The organism is Actinoplanes sp. NPDC024001, assembly GCF_040638955.1.
GTDB lineage: Bacteria > Actinomycetota > Actinomycetes > Mycobacteriales > Micromonosporaceae > Actinoplanes.
The window spans coordinates 24,427-40,956 of record NZ_JBEZZB010000093.1; the positions used below are offsets into that span (position 1 = coordinate 24,427).

Sequence of the window (16,530 nt, forward strand, 5' to 3'; positions counted from 1 at the left end):
CACGCCGAGGCCGCTCATGCCCAGTGAAGATTCGCATCCGACCCGAGGTTCCCTCGAGCTACCCGCCGCCGTGGTGTCCCCGGCCGGGCAGAAAGAGCTCGCCCAGGCCCTGTCGAGCGCCCTGAGCGGGCAGCGCTGGCGGGAGGAGCCGCTGCACCGCAAGGCGGAGTTCGCCCGCCGGGCCGGCGTCACCCTGGCGCCCGGCGCCGACGCCCGCACCACCGACATGGCGGTGGAACGCATCATCGGCAACCGCGACCTGCTGCCGGGGATCTGGCTGCAACGCGGCGCCGAGGTCAGCGACGCGGTGGCCCTGGTACGCACCCCGGCCGGCGACGGCACCGGTTTCCTGGTCTCGCCGTGGCTGCTGATGACCAACGAGCACGTGCTGCCGACCGCCGAGGAGGCCGCGCAGTCCACGATCAGGTTCCGGTATCAGGAGAATGCGGCCGGGCGGATCGGCCGGACCCGGGAGCACGCCCTCGACCCGGACCGCTTCTACGTCACCGACAAAGAACTCGACTACGCGCTGGTCGCGGTCGCGGGCACCGGCAACAGCAACCGGGGGCCGGGCCAGACCTTCGGGTTCATCCCGCTGATCGGCGCCACCGGAAAGATCCTGCTGGGCCAGCCGGTCAACATCATCCAGCATGCCGGGGGCCGCCCGCGCGAGATCGCCGTCCGCGAGAACCTGCTGGTCGACCTCGACGACACCATCCTCACCTACGCCGCCGACACCCAGACCGGATCGTCGGGCTCCCCGGTGTTCAGTGACCGCTGGGAGCTGGTCGGCCTGCACCGTCGCGGGCTGGAGGCCCGGGACGCGGACGGGCAGCCGATCGACATCAACGGCCACCCGGTCACCGACCACACCCCGGAGGAGCAGCGCCACTGGGTCGCCAACCAGGGCTCGCGCGTCTCCTCGATCGTCACCGATCTCGCGTCCCGCAGCTTCACGTCGGCACAGCAGATCCTGGTCACCGAACTTCTCGCCACCGGAGGGTCCCGATGAGCGCCGGACTGATCTTCATCCACGGCCGGGGCCAGCAGATGCCCCGCGCGCTGCGCGGCGACAAGGCCCGCGTCGAGGCCAAGATCGCCGGTGACCGGCGCGGGTGGCTGGCCGGGCTCGCCAAGGGACTCACCCTGGCCGGCCGGCCACCGGTGGCCGAGAGCAGCGTCTACTACCCGTTCTACGGCAACGTGCTGGCCGACCTGATCGAGGACCACGAGGCTCGCGGACTGCCCCGCCCGGACCTCGAGCTGGAGCAGGCGGCTCCGGCCCGCACCCGGGACCAGCTGATTCTCGACGCCGCCCGGGACCTGGGCTTCGACCCGGCGACCGAACTGGAGTACACCGAACCCGAGCTCGCCGGCCGGGTTCGGCGCAGCGCCCGCAGCCCCGAGGAGGAGATCGACCTCTCCGGTGTGCTGCGCGTACCGATCGTGGCCTCGGCCCTGCAGTTCCTGGCCCGCAAGACCGGCACCGCGGAGTGGGTGATCGAGGGCTTCCTCACCGACGTCGCCTACTACCTGGAGATCGCCACGATCCGCGACCGGGTGCTGGACGTCGTCCAGGAGACGATGGTGACCGCGATCGCCGAGCACGACACGGTCGTGGTCGTCGGCCACAGCCTCGGCTCGATCGTCGCCTACGACGTGCTGCAGGACGCCGGCACGCCGCGGCCGGTCAGCCTGCTGGTCACCGCCGGCTCGCCGATCGGCTTTCCGATCGTGCAGCGCAACCTGCTCGGCCGGCAGGGCGGGGACCGCCCGCGGGTGCCGGTCATCGACGCGCCCGCGAACCCGCGGTGGATCAACGCGTACGACGTGCGGGACGTGGTCGCGCTGATCCATCCGATCCACGACCAGTTCGACGGCGGGCCGGCCGCGATCCGCGACGTCGTCACGCACAACCCGAACGGCCCGCACTCGATCGGGGACTACCTGTCCGACCAGGACGTGGCCGCCCCGATCGCGGCGGCGATCGCCGCACGCTGAGTGTTACACCGGGGCTACGTTCAGCACCTGCGTGTGGAGGACGTCGTCGTGCCGGGCGATCTCGACACCGTCGCGGTAGACGGTGACCCCGCCGCGCCAGGCGCAGTAGGTGACCTGCTCGTAACGGCTGACATGGTCGTCGTGGTGGCGGACCTCGAGCAGGTCCGCCCGCGTGGCGGCCATCGGTTTCCCCTTCCGCGGTGGTGGCTGTTCCACCCCCTCACGGTGAGGTACGGACGCACGCGCCCCGCGGGTCGACAGTGTGAGTCGGCTCAAATCGGGGAGACCCGCGTCACCGTGGCCCGCGCCGCCTCCCGCCCGGTTCGCCGGGATCCGTCGGTTCGCCGCCCTTGCCGTTGCTCACCTCGATCACCACCACGCCGTTCTTGACGGTGCGCCCGCTCGGGTTCGTGCCGGCTGCGGTGCCGGCGGGGCAGTCGGAGTCGACCTCCTCGCCGATCGAGACGAAGAACCCGGCGTTCTCCACCCGGTTGCGGGCACGGTTCAGCGGGTCACACTCGACGTTCGGGATCGAGCGCTGGTCACCGTACGCAATCTTGCGGTTTTCCGGTCTCTTGAACTGGACCCTGGGTTTTCCCTCCATGTAGTCGGCGAGGGTGTGGTAGACGGCCGGATTGACCTGCGCGTGCTGGAGCCGGTCGCGGTGGTTCTGGTAGTCGGGGTTGACCAGGTAACCGGCGACGACCAGGGCGGTGGTGCCGGCGATCAGCGAGGCGGTCCGGTCGCGGTCGGTGGTGCCGGTCTTGCCGAAGACCGGATGCCCGACCACCCATCGGGTGTCGCCGGCGGTGCTGCCGCCGCACCGGCCGAGCCGGGCCGAGTCGCCCACCGGGCAGCGGGCCGCGTCGACGGCGGCGCGGGCCACGCTCTCGCTGGTCGCCCGCACGCACCGGGAGCTGCCGACGTCGAGTTTCTCCCCGGTCCGGGTGGTGATCTGCTCGATCGGGGTGGGCGGGCAGTACATGCCGTCGGCGGCCAGCGTGGCGTAGGCGTTGGCCATGTCGAGCGGGGTGGTCGCCGAGACGCCCAGCGTGAAGGCGCCCCACTGGTGGGAGTTGCCGGGCAGGGCCAGCTCGGCGTCCGCCGACGAGCGGAACTGGATGCCGAAGCGTTTCGCCACGCCGACCACCTTCTCGGCGCCGACGCGTTCCTCCAGCGGCACGAAGTAGGTGTTGATGGAGCGGCCGAAACCGGTCCACATGTTGAAGACGCCCTCGCCACCGCCGCCGGCGTTGCTCGGGCACCAGAAGTGCGTGCCGGGGCAGGCCGCGTCGTTGCCGCGGTCGATGATGTATTTCGACCGGTACCGGCTCTCCGTCTTGATCGTGTAGGCGAGCGGGTAGCCGCGTTCCAGGGCCGCGATCAGTGTGAAGATCTTCATCACCGAGCCGGCCTGGTAACCGGTGATGTCGCCGCCGCCGGTGAGCAGCGGGTTCGTCGTGTTCGGGTAGGTGCCGCGGATGCCCTTGCGGGCCTTGCCCGGATCGGTGGAGATGCCGTTCTGCGGGTCGGCCGGGTTGTCCAGCTTGTACCTGCGGTTCGCGGCGAGCAGCCGCACCTTGCCGGTGCCGGGCTGGACCGCGGCCAGCAGCAGCGCGTTCTTGTTCTTCTCGCTGATCCGGTCGGAGATCCGCTCGCGGGCCTGGCCCTGCGCCTTGACGTCGAGGGTCGTGGTGATCCGGTAGCCGCCGCTCTTCAGCCGGCGCTCCCGGTCGTACGTCGTCGGGCCGAACTCCTGCCGGCCCAGCCACCAGCGGTAGAAGTAGTCGCAGAAGAAGCCCCAGTTGTTCTTGGCGACCGAGACGCAGCCGTTGCTGACCGGCCGGACCTTGCGCGGGATCGGCTCCTTGACCGCCTTGGCGGCCTGGGCCTGGGTGATGAAGCCCATCTCCACCATGCCCGGGATGACGTAGGCGTTGCGCCGCTGCAGGATCTCCTCGTAGCCGTCCGGAGAGGTCGGGTCGTAACCGGAGGGCGCCCGCACGATGCCGGCCAGCATGGCGGCCTCGCCGACGGTGAGGTCCTTGGGCAGCTTGTTGAAGTAGACCCGGCTGGCCGCGTAGATCCCGTAGGTCTGCTTGCCGAACGGCACGATGTTCAGGTAGCGCTCGAGGATCTGGTCCTTGGTCAGCTGCTCCTCGACCTCGAGCGCGTACTTCATCTCGGTGACCTTGCGCTTCGGGGTGTCCTTGGTCGCCTCGATGACGTCGTTCGGCGTGGTGGCCGAATAGGCCAGCGACATCCGCACCCACTGCATGGTGATCGTCGAGGCGCCCTGTTTCGGGCCGCCGTTCTTGTTGTTGACCAGGGCCCGAGCCACACCCTTGAGGTCGACGCCGTTGTGCCGGTGGAAGTCCCGGTCCTCCGCGGCGATCATGGCCTGCTGCATGTGTTTCGAGATCGCCTTGAGCGGCACCTCGCTGCGGAACTCGTCGTAGAACTGGGTGATCTGGGTCTTGTTGTCGGCCGCGTAGACCCGGGAGATCTGCGGTGAGCGGAACGCCTTCAGCTCACTGGGCAGACTCGCGAAGGCCTGCTCGCCGGCCTTGGCGGCCAGCCCCGACATCGCGGCGAACGGGAACACCGCGGCCGCCACGACCACGCCGGTGATCAGGCCGCAGACCATCAACGAGAACGCGTTGACGAAGATGTTGTGATCTCGCCGGCGCATCCAGGAACTCACCGCACCACCACCCGTGACTCGGTGCCTGCTCGCTGCGGCGCACCGCGGCGAAGCGATCCGGGTCAATCAGACCGCACGGATGCGAGTCAGGGCAAGGCCGTGCCGCCGCCCGTCCCCCCGCGGACGGCGGCACAACCCCGGTCAGCAGACCTTGCTGGTGGAGCCACCGGTCGAGTTGAGGTAGCCGGTGGCGTGCGTGCAGTGCGCGGCGGTCGGCGCCGGGGCGCCCCACAGTTCGGCGCGGGTGGTGTTGTTGAGCGTGCCCATCCCGTAATCGGTGCCGCTGTCCGTGTGGTCGACGACGTGCACGTGCAGGTCCCAGTTGGAGTGGGTCTCCCGGTACTGCTGCCAGACGTAGATGTAGGCGTAGTTGTATCCGCAGCCGTAGTACTGCTTGACCGAGGCGGCCTGCATGCCACCGACGGTCAGCACCCGGGTGGTGCCGATCTGGCGGACGCTGCCGCAGCTCGGCGGGGTGCTGGCCAGCGCGGGCGCAGGGTTGATCAGGGTGCCCGCGGCGCCGGCGGCGGCGAGCACGGCCGCGGTGGCGAGGCTTCGGCGGAGATTGGGCATGATTTCCTCCCGGTGAAATGTCCGCGACCAGGGAACCAGCCGGTCCGGGGTGCCCGACAGGTGCCGGATCAGCCACCTTTTCCTCCCCACGTATCATCGACGGTCGCCATCGTTCCGCAGTGGGGGGAAGCCTTGCGCCGACAGCAGTCCGGTCCGGCGACCGGGCCGTCGATCGGTGTCCCCGGTTGCGAGGACCCGATCGAGATCGGCCGCGGTGGGTTCGGCGTGGTCTACCGGGCGTGGCAGCCGGACTTCCTGCGGACGGTCGCGGTGAAGGTCCTGGCCGCGGAACGGGTCGACCAGGCCCGGTTCGAGCGCGAGGTGCAGGCGCTGGGGCGGCTGTCCGGGCATCCGCACATCGTCACGGTGCATCAGGCGGGCCGTACCGACTCGGGTGCGCCGTACCTGCTGATGGCCTACGAGGAGGGCGGCTCGCTGGCCGGGCGGGCCGGCGCCACCGGCTGGGAAGAGGTGCTCGCCGGCGGGGTCGCGGTGGCCGGGGCGCTGGAGGCGGCGCACCGCGCGGGCGTGCTGCACCGCGACGTCAAACCCGAGAACATCCTGATCTCCCGCTACGGGGAGCTGAAGCTCGCCGACTTCGGGCTGGCCCGGCCGGTGCGCCGCGACCCGCCCCGGGAGCAGCGGTCGGTGACGGCCAGCCTGCTGCACGCGGCGCCCGAGGTGCTGCGCGGCGAACCGGCGACCGTGGCGTCGGATGTGTACTCGCTGGCGTCGACGCTGTACCGGTGGCTGTGCGGGCGGGCGCCGTTCGTACCGGATCGGGACGAGAGCGTCGCCGGCCTGGTGGCGCGCATCGAGGCGCAGCCCGTGCCGGACCTGCGTCCCGGCGTCCCCGACCCGGTGTGCGCGGTGCTGGAGCGGGCGCTGGCCAGGGATCCGGCGGCGCGGCCGCGCACGGCCGCGGCGTTCGCGGCGGAGCTGCGGGCGGCGCAGCGGGCGTGCGGGGTCGCGGTGACGCCGTTGATCGTGGCGGACACCGGCGAACCGGCCGCGCCGCCGCCGGCCGTGTCGCTGTCACAGCGCGTGCGGGCGGCACAGGAACTCTCGGCAACCGTCGCGAATCGGCCGCAGCCGCGCCGCGCCTGGTGGAAGGTCCTTCCGGCGCTGGTCGCGGTCACCTTGACGCTGGCCATGGGCGGTTCGCAGGCGGTGGCGTCGTCGCGGCTGGAGGCGCCGGCCACGGTGGACTTCGGCGAGCAGAAGGTGACCGCCGAGCCGGAGCCGCGGCTGGTGACGGTGCGCAACGCCGGGCCCTACCCGACGCCGTCACTGCGGGTCACCCTCGACGGTGACTTCCGGCTCGCCGGCGACGACTGCACCGGGCGCGTGCTGGCCCGGGGCGCGTCCTGCCGGCTCGGGCTGGCCTTCACCCCGCGCGCCGCCGGCACGCAGCGGGGCACGCTGCGGATCCTCGACCGTACGGTGGTGCTGGCCGGCCACGGGATGATCGCGTACGCCCGTGACGACGACCCGCCGCCCGGGCCCTGCTACACCGACGCCTACCAGGTGGCGTACTCGGCCTACGGGTATGTCGGCGGCTTCAAGGCGGTGTCGGTGAAGCTGTACTGGTCACCGGCCTGCCGCGCGGTGATGGCCTACACCTGGGTGTGGAAGCAGTACCGCGACAACGCCGGCGCCGACGGGCAGTGGCGAGTGCGGGTCGCCGCCGAACCGGGCGGCCGGCCCGCCGTCTCCACCGGGCAGCCGATCGAGCAGTGGACCGAGCCGATGCCCCTGACCGGCTGTGCCCGGGCCACCATGACCATGACCGGAACCGGTCTGACCGCACCGCTGACCGTCGCCACCGGGGAACACTGCGCGTGACCGGGCATCTGGAGGTGCACGAGGGCGGCGGGGTGCGGCTGGTGGCCCTGGCCGGCCCGCTGCTGTCCATCGGCCGGGCGCCGGCGAACGAGGTGGCAATCGACAGCCGCCGGGTGTCGCGGCTGCACGCGGTGCTGGAACGGTTCCCGTCCGGCTGGTCGATCCGCGACCTCGGCAGCACGAACGGCACCTCGGTCAACGGCGTGCCGCTGCGCCAGGCCCGGCCGCTGCACGACGGCGACCGCATCGACATCGGCCCGGCCCGGCTGCTCTACCGCTGCCCGGACGTGCAGCCGGCCACCGAGACGGTCACCGTGGAGCCGGCGCCGGCCGTGCCGTCGCTGACCCGGCGCGAACGTGACGTGCTCACCGCGCTGTGCCGCCCGCTGACCACCGGCGGTCAGGCGTTCCCCGAGCCGCCGTCGGTGCGCGAGCTCGCCGGCGAACTCGGCCTCTCCGAGAGCGCCGTCAAGAAACACCTGACCAACCTCTACGACAAGTTCGGCCTGACCACCAACGCCGACCGGCGCCGCCCTCGCCTGGCCAGCGAAGCCGTCCGCCGCGGCGCTGCGTAAGGGTCCTCAGAAGATCCGGACGGCGGCTTCGGCGGGCGCCTCCAGCAGACCGGTGATCTCCTCGTCCAGGCGGACCAGGGTCAGCGACGCGCCGGCCATGTCGAGCGACGTGCAGTACTCGTTGACGTAGCTGCGCCCGACGCTGATGCCCCGATCGGCGAGACGCCGGTGAGCGTGCCGGTAGAGCAGGTACAGCTCGCTGATCGGCGTCCCGCCCAAGCCGTTGATCATGAGAGCGACCCGGTCGCCGGACTCGTACGGCAGGTCGCCGGCCACCGCCTCCAGCATGTCGTCGACGATCGCGTCGGCGTCCTTGATCTTGCGGCGTTCCCGGCCCGGCTCACCGTGGATGCCCACCCCGAACTCGATCTCGTCGGCGCCCAGCTCGAACAGCGGCGAGCCCTTCGCCGGCGGCGTGCAGGCGGTCAGCGCGACCCCGATCGTGCGGGTGACGTCGTTGACCTTGCGCCCGATCCGCAGCACCTCGTCCATGTCGGCGCCCCGCTCGGCGGCGGCGCCGACGCACTTGATGACGAAGAAGTTCCCGGCCACGCCGCGGCGGCCGACCGTGTAGGTGGAGTCCTGCACGGCCACGTCGTCGTCGATGGTGAGGATCTCCGCGCGCACCCCGTCGGCCTCGGCCATCTCCTTGCCCATGTCGAACGCCATCCGGTCGCCGGTGTAGTTGTTCACCAGCAGCAGCACGCCCTTCGGCGAGTTCAGCAGCTTCGCGGTCTCGTAGACGTAATCCATCGGTGGCGCGGCGAACACGTCGCCGGGACAGGCGGCGTCGAGCATGCCGCGGCCCACCGCCATCACGTGCGCCGGCTCGTGACCCGATCCGGAACCCTGCACGATGGACACCTTGTCGTCACGCGGCGCGTCGGTCCGCATGATCAGGTTGTAGTCCGGGACGTACCTGAGCCTGTCCGGGTTGGCGAGGGCGACGCCCTCGAGCATCTCGGCCACGTAGTTCTTCGGGTCGTTGACGAACTTCTTCACGACGTCGCTCCTCGGCTGTGCCAGTTCTCACTGATCCGCTCGACGATCACGGCCACCGCGACAGCACCCGCGTCGACCGAATCCCTGCTGCGCTCGCCGGTGTACGACGCGCGCCCCCGCTTGGCGACCATGCCGAGAGTCGCCTCCGCCGCCTCCCGGGTCACGGTGGCGGCGGCCCGCAGCGCCTTGTCGCCGTCGGCGCCCCCGGCGAACTCCTGCTCGAGCCGGTCGGTCATCGGCACCAGGGCGTCCAGCAGCGTCTTGTCGCCGACGTCGGAACGCCCGCGGGTCTTGATCCCGTCGATGGCCGCGCGCAGCATCGCCACCACCTGCTCGCCGGTCAGGTCCGGCGCGGAGCCGGCGGCGGTCCCGGCGCGCAGGAAGGCGGTGCCCCACAGCGGCCCGGAGGTGCCGCCCGCCCGCGACGCGATGATCATCCCGCTGCGTTTCAGGAACGTCCCGGCGTCGCTGCGGTCGAGCTCGTCCCAGCCCTCCAGCAGCTTCTCGAAGCCGCGGGCCAGCGAGTAGCCGAGGTCGCCGTCGCCGACCACGGCGTCGAGGTCGCCGAAGTACTTCTCGTTCGCGATCGCCGTCTCCGCGATCGTGCGGACCACCAGTTCGGCGCCCGGCAGCGCGTTGCCGCTCATCGCTGTTCCTCCAGACAGGCGCGCAGGTCGTCGAGGGTGAGGAAGCTTCCCGGGCGCGCCCTGCTCCGGTTCGCCAGCACCTCGATCCCGGGACGGCCCGGGTCGCCGAGCTCCGAGACGACCAGCAGCGCCTCGTGGAAGTCCTCGTCGCGGGTGTAGCCGTTGACCGTGATCAGGCAGCCCAGCCCGGCGCCGGTGGCGGCGAGCAGACCGTTGCGGGAGTCCTCCACGACCAGGGTGGCCGCCGGATCGAGACCCAGCCGGTCGACGGTGAGCTGATAGATCGCCGGATCCGGCTTCTTCGCCGGCACGATGTCACCGGCGAACACCGGGATCCGCTCGGCGGTTGCCGCACCCACGGCGTGGGTGAGCACCGCCCGTACCGAATCCTCCGCCGAGGTCGAGGAGACCGCGACCGTCCAGCCTGCCTCCAGCGCCGCCCGGATGATCCGGGCGATGCCCGGACGGGCCGGAATCCGGCCCTCGGAGACCATCCGCGTGAAAGTCGCGGTCTTCACCGTGTGCCAGGCCCGCACCATTTCGGTACGGTCGGAGCCGCCCACCGCGGCCGCGAAAGCGGGGTCCGCGAAGAGTGCGGCCATCCGCTCCTTGCCGCCGCCGATGCGCAGCTTCCCGGCATAGTCCTGCTCGCTCCACCGCACCGGCAGCCCGAAGTGCTCGAAGGTCGCGTTGAAAGCGGGCAGGTGACCGTGCCGTTCCGTGTCGGCCAGCACACCGTCGCAGTCGAAGACGAGGGCGGTCACCACGCGCGTCCCGACCCGCCGAAGAGCCGGATGTGCCGCCGCGCCATCTCGGTCACCGCGGCCCGCTGATGCCGGAACAGCGACGGCGGATCCCATTTGCCGCGCTCGCCGGCCTCCCGCAGGAACTCCAGGCCGGACATCATGAACGACTCCTTCAGCGCGGTGGAGATGTTGACCTTCGCGCAGCCGCGGGCGATCAGGTCGGTGAACTGCTCGTCGGAGAGGCCGGTGCCGCCGTGCAGCGCCATCGGGACGCCGGTGGCGGCGACCAGGTCACTGACCCGCTGGGCGTTCAGCACCGGCGCCTGCCGGTACTGGCCGTGCGCGTTGCCGATCGCCGGGGCGAAACAGTCGACGCCGGTGCGCTTGATGAAATCGACGGCGACCTGCAGGCTCTGCACCATCGAGGCGTAATCGGAGCCGATGTCGTCCTCAACGCCCTGGATGCCCTCGATCTCGCCCTCCACGTGGGCGCCGGTGCGGCGGGCCTCGGCCACCACCTCGACGGTCTGCCGCAGGTTGTCGGCGACGTCGAGCTCGTGGGCGTCGAACAGGACCGAGTTCCAGCCGCCTCGCAGGCAGTCGGAGATGACCGAACGGTCCGGGCAGTGATCGAGATGCAGGGTCACCGGGACCGGGACGTCGCGGGCCAGGGCGTGGACGATGTCGTGGAGCTGGCGGCGGCCGTACATGCGGACGGTCTTCACCGACGTCTGCAGGATGACCGGGGCGTTCTCCTCGGTGGCGGCGGCCAGCACGGCCTCGATGGTCAGGTCGTTGACGATGTTGAAGGCGGCTACGCCGTACCGGTCGGCCAGCGCCCGGTCCAGGATGTCCTTCATGGCGACGACGGGCATGCCGCCAGTCAAGACCCGTGCTGGTGCTCCGCGGTATGGGGGAGAACCCCCACCCAGTCGTTGTCCATGGCGGTGACCACCGCGGCCGTACGGTTCGAGGTGCCGGTCTTGCGCATGATCGCGCTGACGTGCTTCTCGATGGTCTTCGCCGAGAGGTTGAGCCGGCCGGCCATCTCGCGGTAGGTGAGCCCTCGCCGGAGCAGTTCCAGGACTTCGGCCTCGCGCGGGGTGAAGGGTGCCGGTGCGGCGTAGGGAAGGTCGGCGCGGACCAGCACACCCCAGCCACGAACCTGCTCGACGGTGATGTCGGCGCCCTCGATGCGGGGCAGCCGGTCCCAGCCGGCGGGCTCGGTGGTCTGTTCCTGCCGGCTCCTGGCGGCGGGCTCGGTGGTCTGTTCTTGCTGGCTCCTGGCGGCGGGCTCGGTGGCTTGTCCTTGTTGGTTCCATGCGGCGGGCTCGGCCGCCTGGTCCTGGCGGGGCAGCTGGTTCCAGGTGCCGGGCTCGGCGGCCTCCTCCTGCAGCAGCACGCGCAGGCCGTCCTGGCGGTAGACGATGGCGACGTCCAGCCGCTGCCGGGGGGCGGCGCGGCTGGCGTGGGCGACCAGGTCCGTGGCCAGCCTCGCGACCTGCGGGGTGACCGGGCGGATCACGCCGGCCTCGGTGACCACGGTGTTGGCGAACCGTCTCTTGATCAGCGCGGCCAGCGACGGGTCGTGGCGTCCGGACTCGACGATCGCGGCGGCGGCGGACTGCGACAACGCCTCCAGTTCGTCGACGCCGCGTGCCGACAGGGCGCCGGCGGACGGGGAGAAGGCGACGTTGACGGCGATCACGTCGCCGCGCCACCAGATCGGAACCGCGGCGGCCGGGCCCCTCCGGGCCGGGTGGGCGGCGGCCAGATGGCCGGCGCGCAACTGGCCGTAGTCGCCGATCACCACCGGGCGGCGGCCGGCGAAGGCGCGCCCGGTAGCACCCTCGTCGAGTGGGAACTCGTGCCCGAGCCGGCAGGAGACGCCGAACTCGGCGGCCTTGATGTAACGGCCGCGGTCGGCGTCGACCAGCGAGATGCTGCCGGCCGGCGAGCCGGTCAGCCGGCCGGTGTGCCGCAGCAGTCGCCGCAGGACGGCCGCCAGCCGGAGGTCGCCGTAGACGTCGGCGACCGCCTCGTCGAACCGGAACATCCTCGCGGCCGGCGACATACCCCTGAACCTAGGGTCGGCCGAACACGGAAATCAACAGCGTGCGTCCATGCGGACCCCCTTCTCCTCCAGCTCAGCGTGCGGCGCCGTTCCGATACGCCCAGATCACCACGTTGAGCCGGTCACGGACGCCCAGCTTGGCCAGCACCCGGCCGACGTGGGTCTTCACCGTGACCTCGGCCAGGTGCAGCCGCTGGGCGATCTCCGCGTTGTTCGCGCCGGCGACGATCAGGTCGAACACGTCGCGCTCGCGGGCGGTGAACGAGTCCAGCGGCGCCGGATCGCGTGGCGGTGGTGGCGGCTCGGTGCGGGCCGCGACCAGGTTGCGGGTGGTCGTCGGTGCGATCACCGACCCGCCGTGGAACGCGCTGCGAATGGCGGCGGTCAGGCCCTCAGCGGTCGCGTCCTTCAACAGATAACCGCTGGCGCCGGCATTGAGGATGCGCGTCGCGTAGTCGTTGCTGTCATACGTCGTCAACGCGATGATCTTGGGAGGTTTGTCGCCGGCCGCCAGGATGGCGCTGGTCGCGGTGATCCCGTCCGTGCCGGGCATCCGGATGTCCATCAGGATGACATCGGGCCGGTGTTTCGCCGCCAGGTCGATCGCCTCGGCGCCGGTCGCGGCGATCGCCACGACCCGCATGTCCGGCGCGGCGTCGACGACCATCGCGAAACCGGTGCGCACCAGCTCCTGGTCGTCAGCGATGAGCACCGCGATCGGCGTCACGCGCCGCCCCTTTCCGATGGCCGAGCCAAGCGCCGGCTCCCCGCCGCGACCCGATTCCAGCGCCGGCTCCCCGCCGCGACCCGATTCCAGTGCCGGCTCCCCGCCGCGACCGCATCCCAGCGCCGCCTCCTTGCGGTATCCGGCGTGATGCGCTGGTTTCTGGTGGCGACTCGACTCCTGTGCTGGTTGCTTGCGACGTTCGGCGTGATGCTCGGGCTCCCTGCGGCGGTCGGCGTGATGCCTGGGCTCCGTCCGATGCTCGGCGTCCCTAGTGGCGATCGGGTCATGCCCGGGCTCCTTCCGGCGTGAGCGGCCACGTGGTGCGGACAGTGAGGTCGTCGGCGGCGGTGACGGTGCAGTCGCCGTTGAACAGTGAGCACCGTTGCCGGATCCCGGACAGGCCGCGGCCCTCCACCAGCTCCTCCCGTGGGCCGGGTGGCAGCGGGCTGCGCACCGTGACGGTCAACAGCGCCGGCGTCCACTCCATGCACAGCTCCGCCCGGAGCACCGGGGCGTGTTTGAGCACGTTGGTCAGTGACTCCTGGATCACCCGGAACACCGCCAGATCCATGCCGGCGGCGAGCGGCTGCTCCGGCCCGTCCGATTTCGCGGTCAGGTCGAGGCCGGCCTCGGTGACCCCGGCGAGCAGCTCGGGCAGCCGGCTCAGCCCGTCGTCGTGCCAGGTGCCGTCGTCGTGATCGACGACGGTGAGCAGCCGTTTCACATCGGTGAGCGCCTGCCGGCCGAGGCCGGAGATCCGGTCGAACACCGGGCCCGCGATCCGCGCGTCGGCCCGGGCCGCGACCCGGCCACCCTCCGCCTGAGCGATGATCGAGGCCAGCGAGTGGGCGATGATGTCGTGCATCTCCTGGCTGATCCGGGTGCGTTCCTCATGCACGGCGAGCTGGGCGCGCATCGCGCTGTCCTGCTCGGCCAGCCGGCGGCGGTGCTCGGCGTCCTGCACGGCGATCCGCTGCTGGCGCTGCATCAGGCCGAGCGACCAGGCGACCATCGTGGTGGCCAGGATCAGCACGCCGGGCAGCGCCGAGCCGAGATGGCCGTCGCGCAGGGCCTGGGCGGCGACCACCACCGAGCCGACCACGCCGAGCAGCAGGCCGATGTGCCGTGACCGATCCGGCGCGTAGGCCGCGGTGGCGTGCACGGCGACCAGGATGGCCAGGTCGCCCGGGAACATGAAGCTCTGCGACATCAGCAGGTGCAGGCCGGAGATCACGGCGACAAGGACGAGGAAGGCGCGGGGTGCGGTGCGCCGGAGCACCAGCGGCACGGCGATGACGGCCGACCAGTACCACTCCGGCAGCCCGGTGAGACCGAGCAGCAGGCAGCCGGTGATCGCGGCCCCGGCGATGAGGGCATCGACCCTCAGCACCCGTCCGCCTCGAATCACCACGCTCCCAGACTAGGCAGAGCCGGTCGCCCGCGGGAACACGACGCCCGAGGTCGATACCAGCGTCTGATACCTAGGTATCGGTCTCCCGGCGAAGGCGGATCCCGTGGTGGGATGTGCCGGTCCGCGCCGATTTCTAGCGTGGGTGCGGTGACGATGCAGACGACACGTGCCGAGATGGTCAGTTGCCAGGACGTCAGTAAGACGTATGGCACCGGTCCGGCCGCCGTGGTGGCCGTCGACGGGGTGTCCGCGGGCTTCTCCGCCGGCGAGTTCACCGCGATCATGGGCCCGTCCGGGTCCGGCAAGACGACCCTGATGCACCTGCTCGCCGGGCTGGACACCCCGTCCGGGGGAGCGGTGAGCCTGGCCGGCCGGTCACTGGCTGGTTTGGACGATCGCGCGCTGACCGACCTGCGCCGCGACCGCATCGGCTTCATCTTCCAGGCGTTCAACCTGTTGCCGACGCTGACCGCCGAGCAGAACATCGTGTTGCCGCTGCGGCTTGCCGGCCGCCGCGTCGATCCCGGCGAGTTGCGGCAGGTCACCGACGCGCTGCAGATCAGCGACCGGCTCCGCCACCGGCCCGCCGAGCTGTCCGGTGGCCAGCAGCAGCGGGTCGCGGTGGCGCGGGCGCTGCTCGCCAAACCGTCGGTGGTCTTCGCCGACGAGCCGACCGGCGCGCTGGACATCGCGACCGGCCGCGCCCTGCTGGGCGGCCTGCGCGACGCGGCGCGCCGCAGCGGCCAGACGATCATCATGGTCACGCACGATCCCGGCGCCGCGACCTATGCCGACCGGGTCCTGGTGATGGCCGACGGCCGGATCCGCGAGGAGCTGCGCAGCCCCGGGCGCGATCAGATCCTCGCCGCGATGGCTTCGGTGGCGGTGTGACCATGATCTTCGCGCTTGCCTGGTCACAGCTCCGGACGTACCCGGCACGGCTCTTCGCGATCATCGCCGCGGTGACGCTGGCGACCGGCTTCCTGGCGGCGACCGCGACGTTCGCGGCCACCTCCAGCGAGGGCCTGCGCCGCACCGCGGCCGCGCCGCTGACGACCGCCGACATCGTGCTCGACGCCGACGACACCGTCCGCGACCCGGCCTGGTTCGATGCCGCGGTCACCGTGCCGGGGGTGCGCTCGCTCGACCCTCAGTTCGCGCGCACGGTCAGCGTGTTCGGCGGCTCGCGCCGTGGCTCCGCCAATGTGCAGAGCATCGCCGCCACGCCGCAGGTGCGCTGGTTCCAGCTCGACCGGGGCGCCTGGCCCACCGGTCCCGGCCAGGTGGTCGCCGACCAGCGGACCCTCGACGATCTCGGGGTGGACCTCGGCGCCACGCTGATGTTCCGGCACGGCGAGGGCCAGCCGGCGCCGGTCACCGTGACCGGCGCCGCCGATCTCGGGTTCCGGCCGCTGACCGGGTCCGACTTCCGGTTCTACGCCGACCCGTCGTTCTTCTCCGGCGATGTGCCACCGGCCGCCCTGATCACGGTCAGCGACCGGTCCCGGCTCGCCGCCACCGTCGACACGCTGCGGCAGACGATGGGCCCGGGGGTCACGGCGACCGACGCCTCGGCGGCCGCCGATCAGGCCGCCGCCCGGTTCGCCGGCGGCAACGGCCAGCTGGTCGTCCTGATGCTCGCCTTCGCCGCGGTGGCGCTGCTGGCGGCCGTGCTGGTCATTGCGAACACGTTCCACGTGGTGATCGTGCAGCGGGTCCGGCAGATCGCCCTGCTGCGGCTGGTCGGCGGTCACCGCACCCAGGTCAGCCGGGTGGTGCTGGCCGAGGCGGCGATCGCGGGCACGGCCGGTGGTCTCGCCGGCGCAGCCGTCGGAGTGGGCCTGGGCTATCTCGGCGCTGACCTGCTCGACATCAGCGGCGGCGGCCTGCGGATCAACCCGCTCGCGCTGGTCGCCTGTGTGTTCGCCGGTGTGCTGGCCACGCTGGTGGCCGCCTGGGCGCCCGCCCGCCGGGCGACCCGGATCGCTCCCGTGCGGGCGCTGCAGGCCGCCGACGAGCCGCCGGCCGGGACGGTCCGCGGTGGCCGCCGCCTGATCCTCGGTGTCGCGATCACGGCGGTCGGCGGTGCCGCGCTGGCGGTGGCGGCCGTCAGCGCGTCGCTGCCCCTCGCCCTGGCCGGCGGGGTGCTGCTGGCGGCCGGCCTGCTGGCCGCGCTGCCCCCGCTGATCGCGCTGGTCCTGCCGCCGGTGGCGCGCCTGCTGGAG

16 protein-coding genes are annotated in these 16,530 nt (G+C 71.8%); 6 read left to right on the top strand and 10 right to left on the bottom strand.

Features of this window, described 5'->3' with window-relative positions:
- Positions 1–16: 16 nt before the first annotated feature.
- Positions 17–1,012 (top strand): serine protease, encoded by a 996-nt coding sequence (locus tag AB0F81_RS31060; RefSeq protein ID WP_360202952.1) that lies wholly within the window; start codon positions 17–19, stop codon positions 1,010–1,012.
- Complete coding sequence (locus AB0F81_RS31065) at positions 1,009–2,001, top strand: alpha/beta fold hydrolase (protein ID WP_360202954.1); 993 nt, start codon at positions 1,009–1,011, stop codon at positions 1,999–2,001. Before AB0F81_RS31060 ends, AB0F81_RS31065 begins: the two co-directional genes overlap by 4 nt.
- 3 nt (positions 2,002–2,004) lie before the next feature.
- Here the strand turns inward: AB0F81_RS31065 and AB0F81_RS31070 are convergent, their stop codons facing one another.
- The 3 genes from AB0F81_RS31070 to AB0F81_RS31080 form a co-directional block, all read right to left on the bottom strand.
- A complete protein-coding gene (locus AB0F81_RS31070; RefSeq protein ID WP_360202956.1) occupies positions 2,005–2,184 on the bottom strand; it encodes a hypothetical protein in 180 nt (59 codons plus the stop codon).
- A 109-nt stretch (positions 2,185–2,293) separates the two neighbouring features.
- Entirely contained in the window at positions 2,294–4,693 is a 2,400-nt protein-coding gene (locus tag AB0F81_RS31075; RefSeq protein WP_360202977.1) for a transglycosylase domain-containing protein, read from the bottom strand.
- A 153-nt stretch (positions 4,694–4,846) separates the two neighbouring features.
- Entirely contained in the window at positions 4,847–5,278 is a 432-nt protein-coding gene (locus AB0F81_RS31080; protein ID WP_360202958.1) for a hypothetical protein, read from the bottom strand.
- Between the two features lie 132 nt (positions 5,279–5,410).
- On the opposite strand from AB0F81_RS31080, the gene AB0F81_RS31085 reads away from it, so the two are divergent.
- Both AB0F81_RS31085 and AB0F81_RS31090 read left to right on the top strand, forming a co-directional pair.
- The gene (locus AB0F81_RS31085) at positions 5,411–7,123 is read left to right on the top strand and encodes a protein kinase (protein ID WP_360202960.1); all 1,713 of its coding nucleotides are present in this window, start codon (positions 5,411–5,413) and stop codon (positions 7,121–7,123) included.
- Positions 7,120–7,698, top strand: a complete 579-nt coding sequence (locus AB0F81_RS31090; protein WP_360202961.1) for an FHA domain-containing protein — start codon at positions 7,120–7,122, stop codon at positions 7,696–7,698. Before AB0F81_RS31085 ends, AB0F81_RS31090 begins: the two co-directional genes overlap by 4 nt.
- 6 nt (positions 7,699–7,704) lie before the next feature.
- Here AB0F81_RS31090 and dhaK read toward each other — a convergent pair whose 3' ends face one another.
- From dhaK to AB0F81_RS31125, 7 genes are all read right to left on the bottom strand, one after another.
- Positions 7,705–8,700 carry a dihydroxyacetone kinase subunit DhaK gene (dhaK, locus tag AB0F81_RS31095; RefSeq protein WP_360202963.1) on the bottom strand — a complete coding sequence of 332 codons (996 nt, stop codon included), beginning with the start codon at positions 8,698–8,700 and terminating at the stop codon, positions 7,705–7,707.
- Complete coding sequence (dhaL, locus tag AB0F81_RS31100; protein ID WP_360202965.1) at positions 8,697–9,347, bottom strand: dihydroxyacetone kinase subunit DhaL; 651 nt, start codon at positions 9,345–9,347, stop codon at positions 8,697–8,699. Before dhaL ends, dhaK begins: the two co-directional genes overlap by 4 nt.
- Complete coding sequence (locus AB0F81_RS31105) at positions 9,344–10,111, bottom strand: HAD-IA family hydrolase (RefSeq protein ID WP_360202967.1); 768 nt, start codon at positions 10,109–10,111, stop codon at positions 9,344–9,346. Before AB0F81_RS31105 ends, dhaL begins: the two co-directional genes overlap by 4 nt.
- The gene (locus AB0F81_RS31110; RefSeq protein WP_360202968.1) at positions 10,108–10,968 is read right to left on the bottom strand and encodes a class II fructose-bisphosphate aldolase; all 861 of its coding nucleotides are present in this window, start codon (positions 10,966–10,968) and stop codon (positions 10,108–10,110) included. The genes AB0F81_RS31105 and AB0F81_RS31110 overlap by 4 nt, the downstream gene beginning before the upstream one ends.
- A gap of 8 nt (positions 10,969–10,976) precedes the next feature.
- Positions 10,977–12,167 carry a LuxR C-terminal-related transcriptional regulator gene (locus AB0F81_RS31115; protein ID WP_360202970.1) on the bottom strand — a complete coding sequence of 397 codons (1,191 nt, stop codon included), beginning with the start codon at positions 12,165–12,167 and terminating at the stop codon, positions 10,977–10,979.
- 73 nt (positions 12,168–12,240) lie between these two features.
- Positions 12,241–12,894, bottom strand: a complete 654-nt coding sequence (locus tag AB0F81_RS31120; protein WP_360202971.1) for a response regulator transcription factor — start codon at positions 12,892–12,894, stop codon at positions 12,241–12,243.
- 283 nt (positions 12,895–13,177) lie between these two features.
- On the bottom strand, positions 13,178–14,284 hold the full coding sequence (locus tag AB0F81_RS31125; protein WP_360202972.1) for a histidine kinase: 1,107 nt from the start codon (positions 14,282–14,284) through the stop codon (positions 13,178–13,180).
- A gap of 168 nt (positions 14,285–14,452) precedes the next feature.
- Here AB0F81_RS31125 and AB0F81_RS31130 point away from each other — a divergent pair, with 168 nt between their 5' ends.
- Together AB0F81_RS31130 and AB0F81_RS31135 are read left to right on the top strand one after the other, a co-directional pair.
- On the top strand, positions 14,453–15,196 hold the full coding sequence (locus AB0F81_RS31130; protein WP_360202973.1) for an ABC transporter ATP-binding protein: 744 nt from the start codon (positions 14,453–14,455) through the stop codon (positions 15,194–15,196).
- Positions 15,193–16,530: ABC transporter permease (locus tag AB0F81_RS31135; protein ID WP_360202975.1), on the top strand; the 1,338-nt coding region annotated here is incomplete at its 3' end. The genes AB0F81_RS31130 and AB0F81_RS31135, both read left to right, overlap by 4 nt.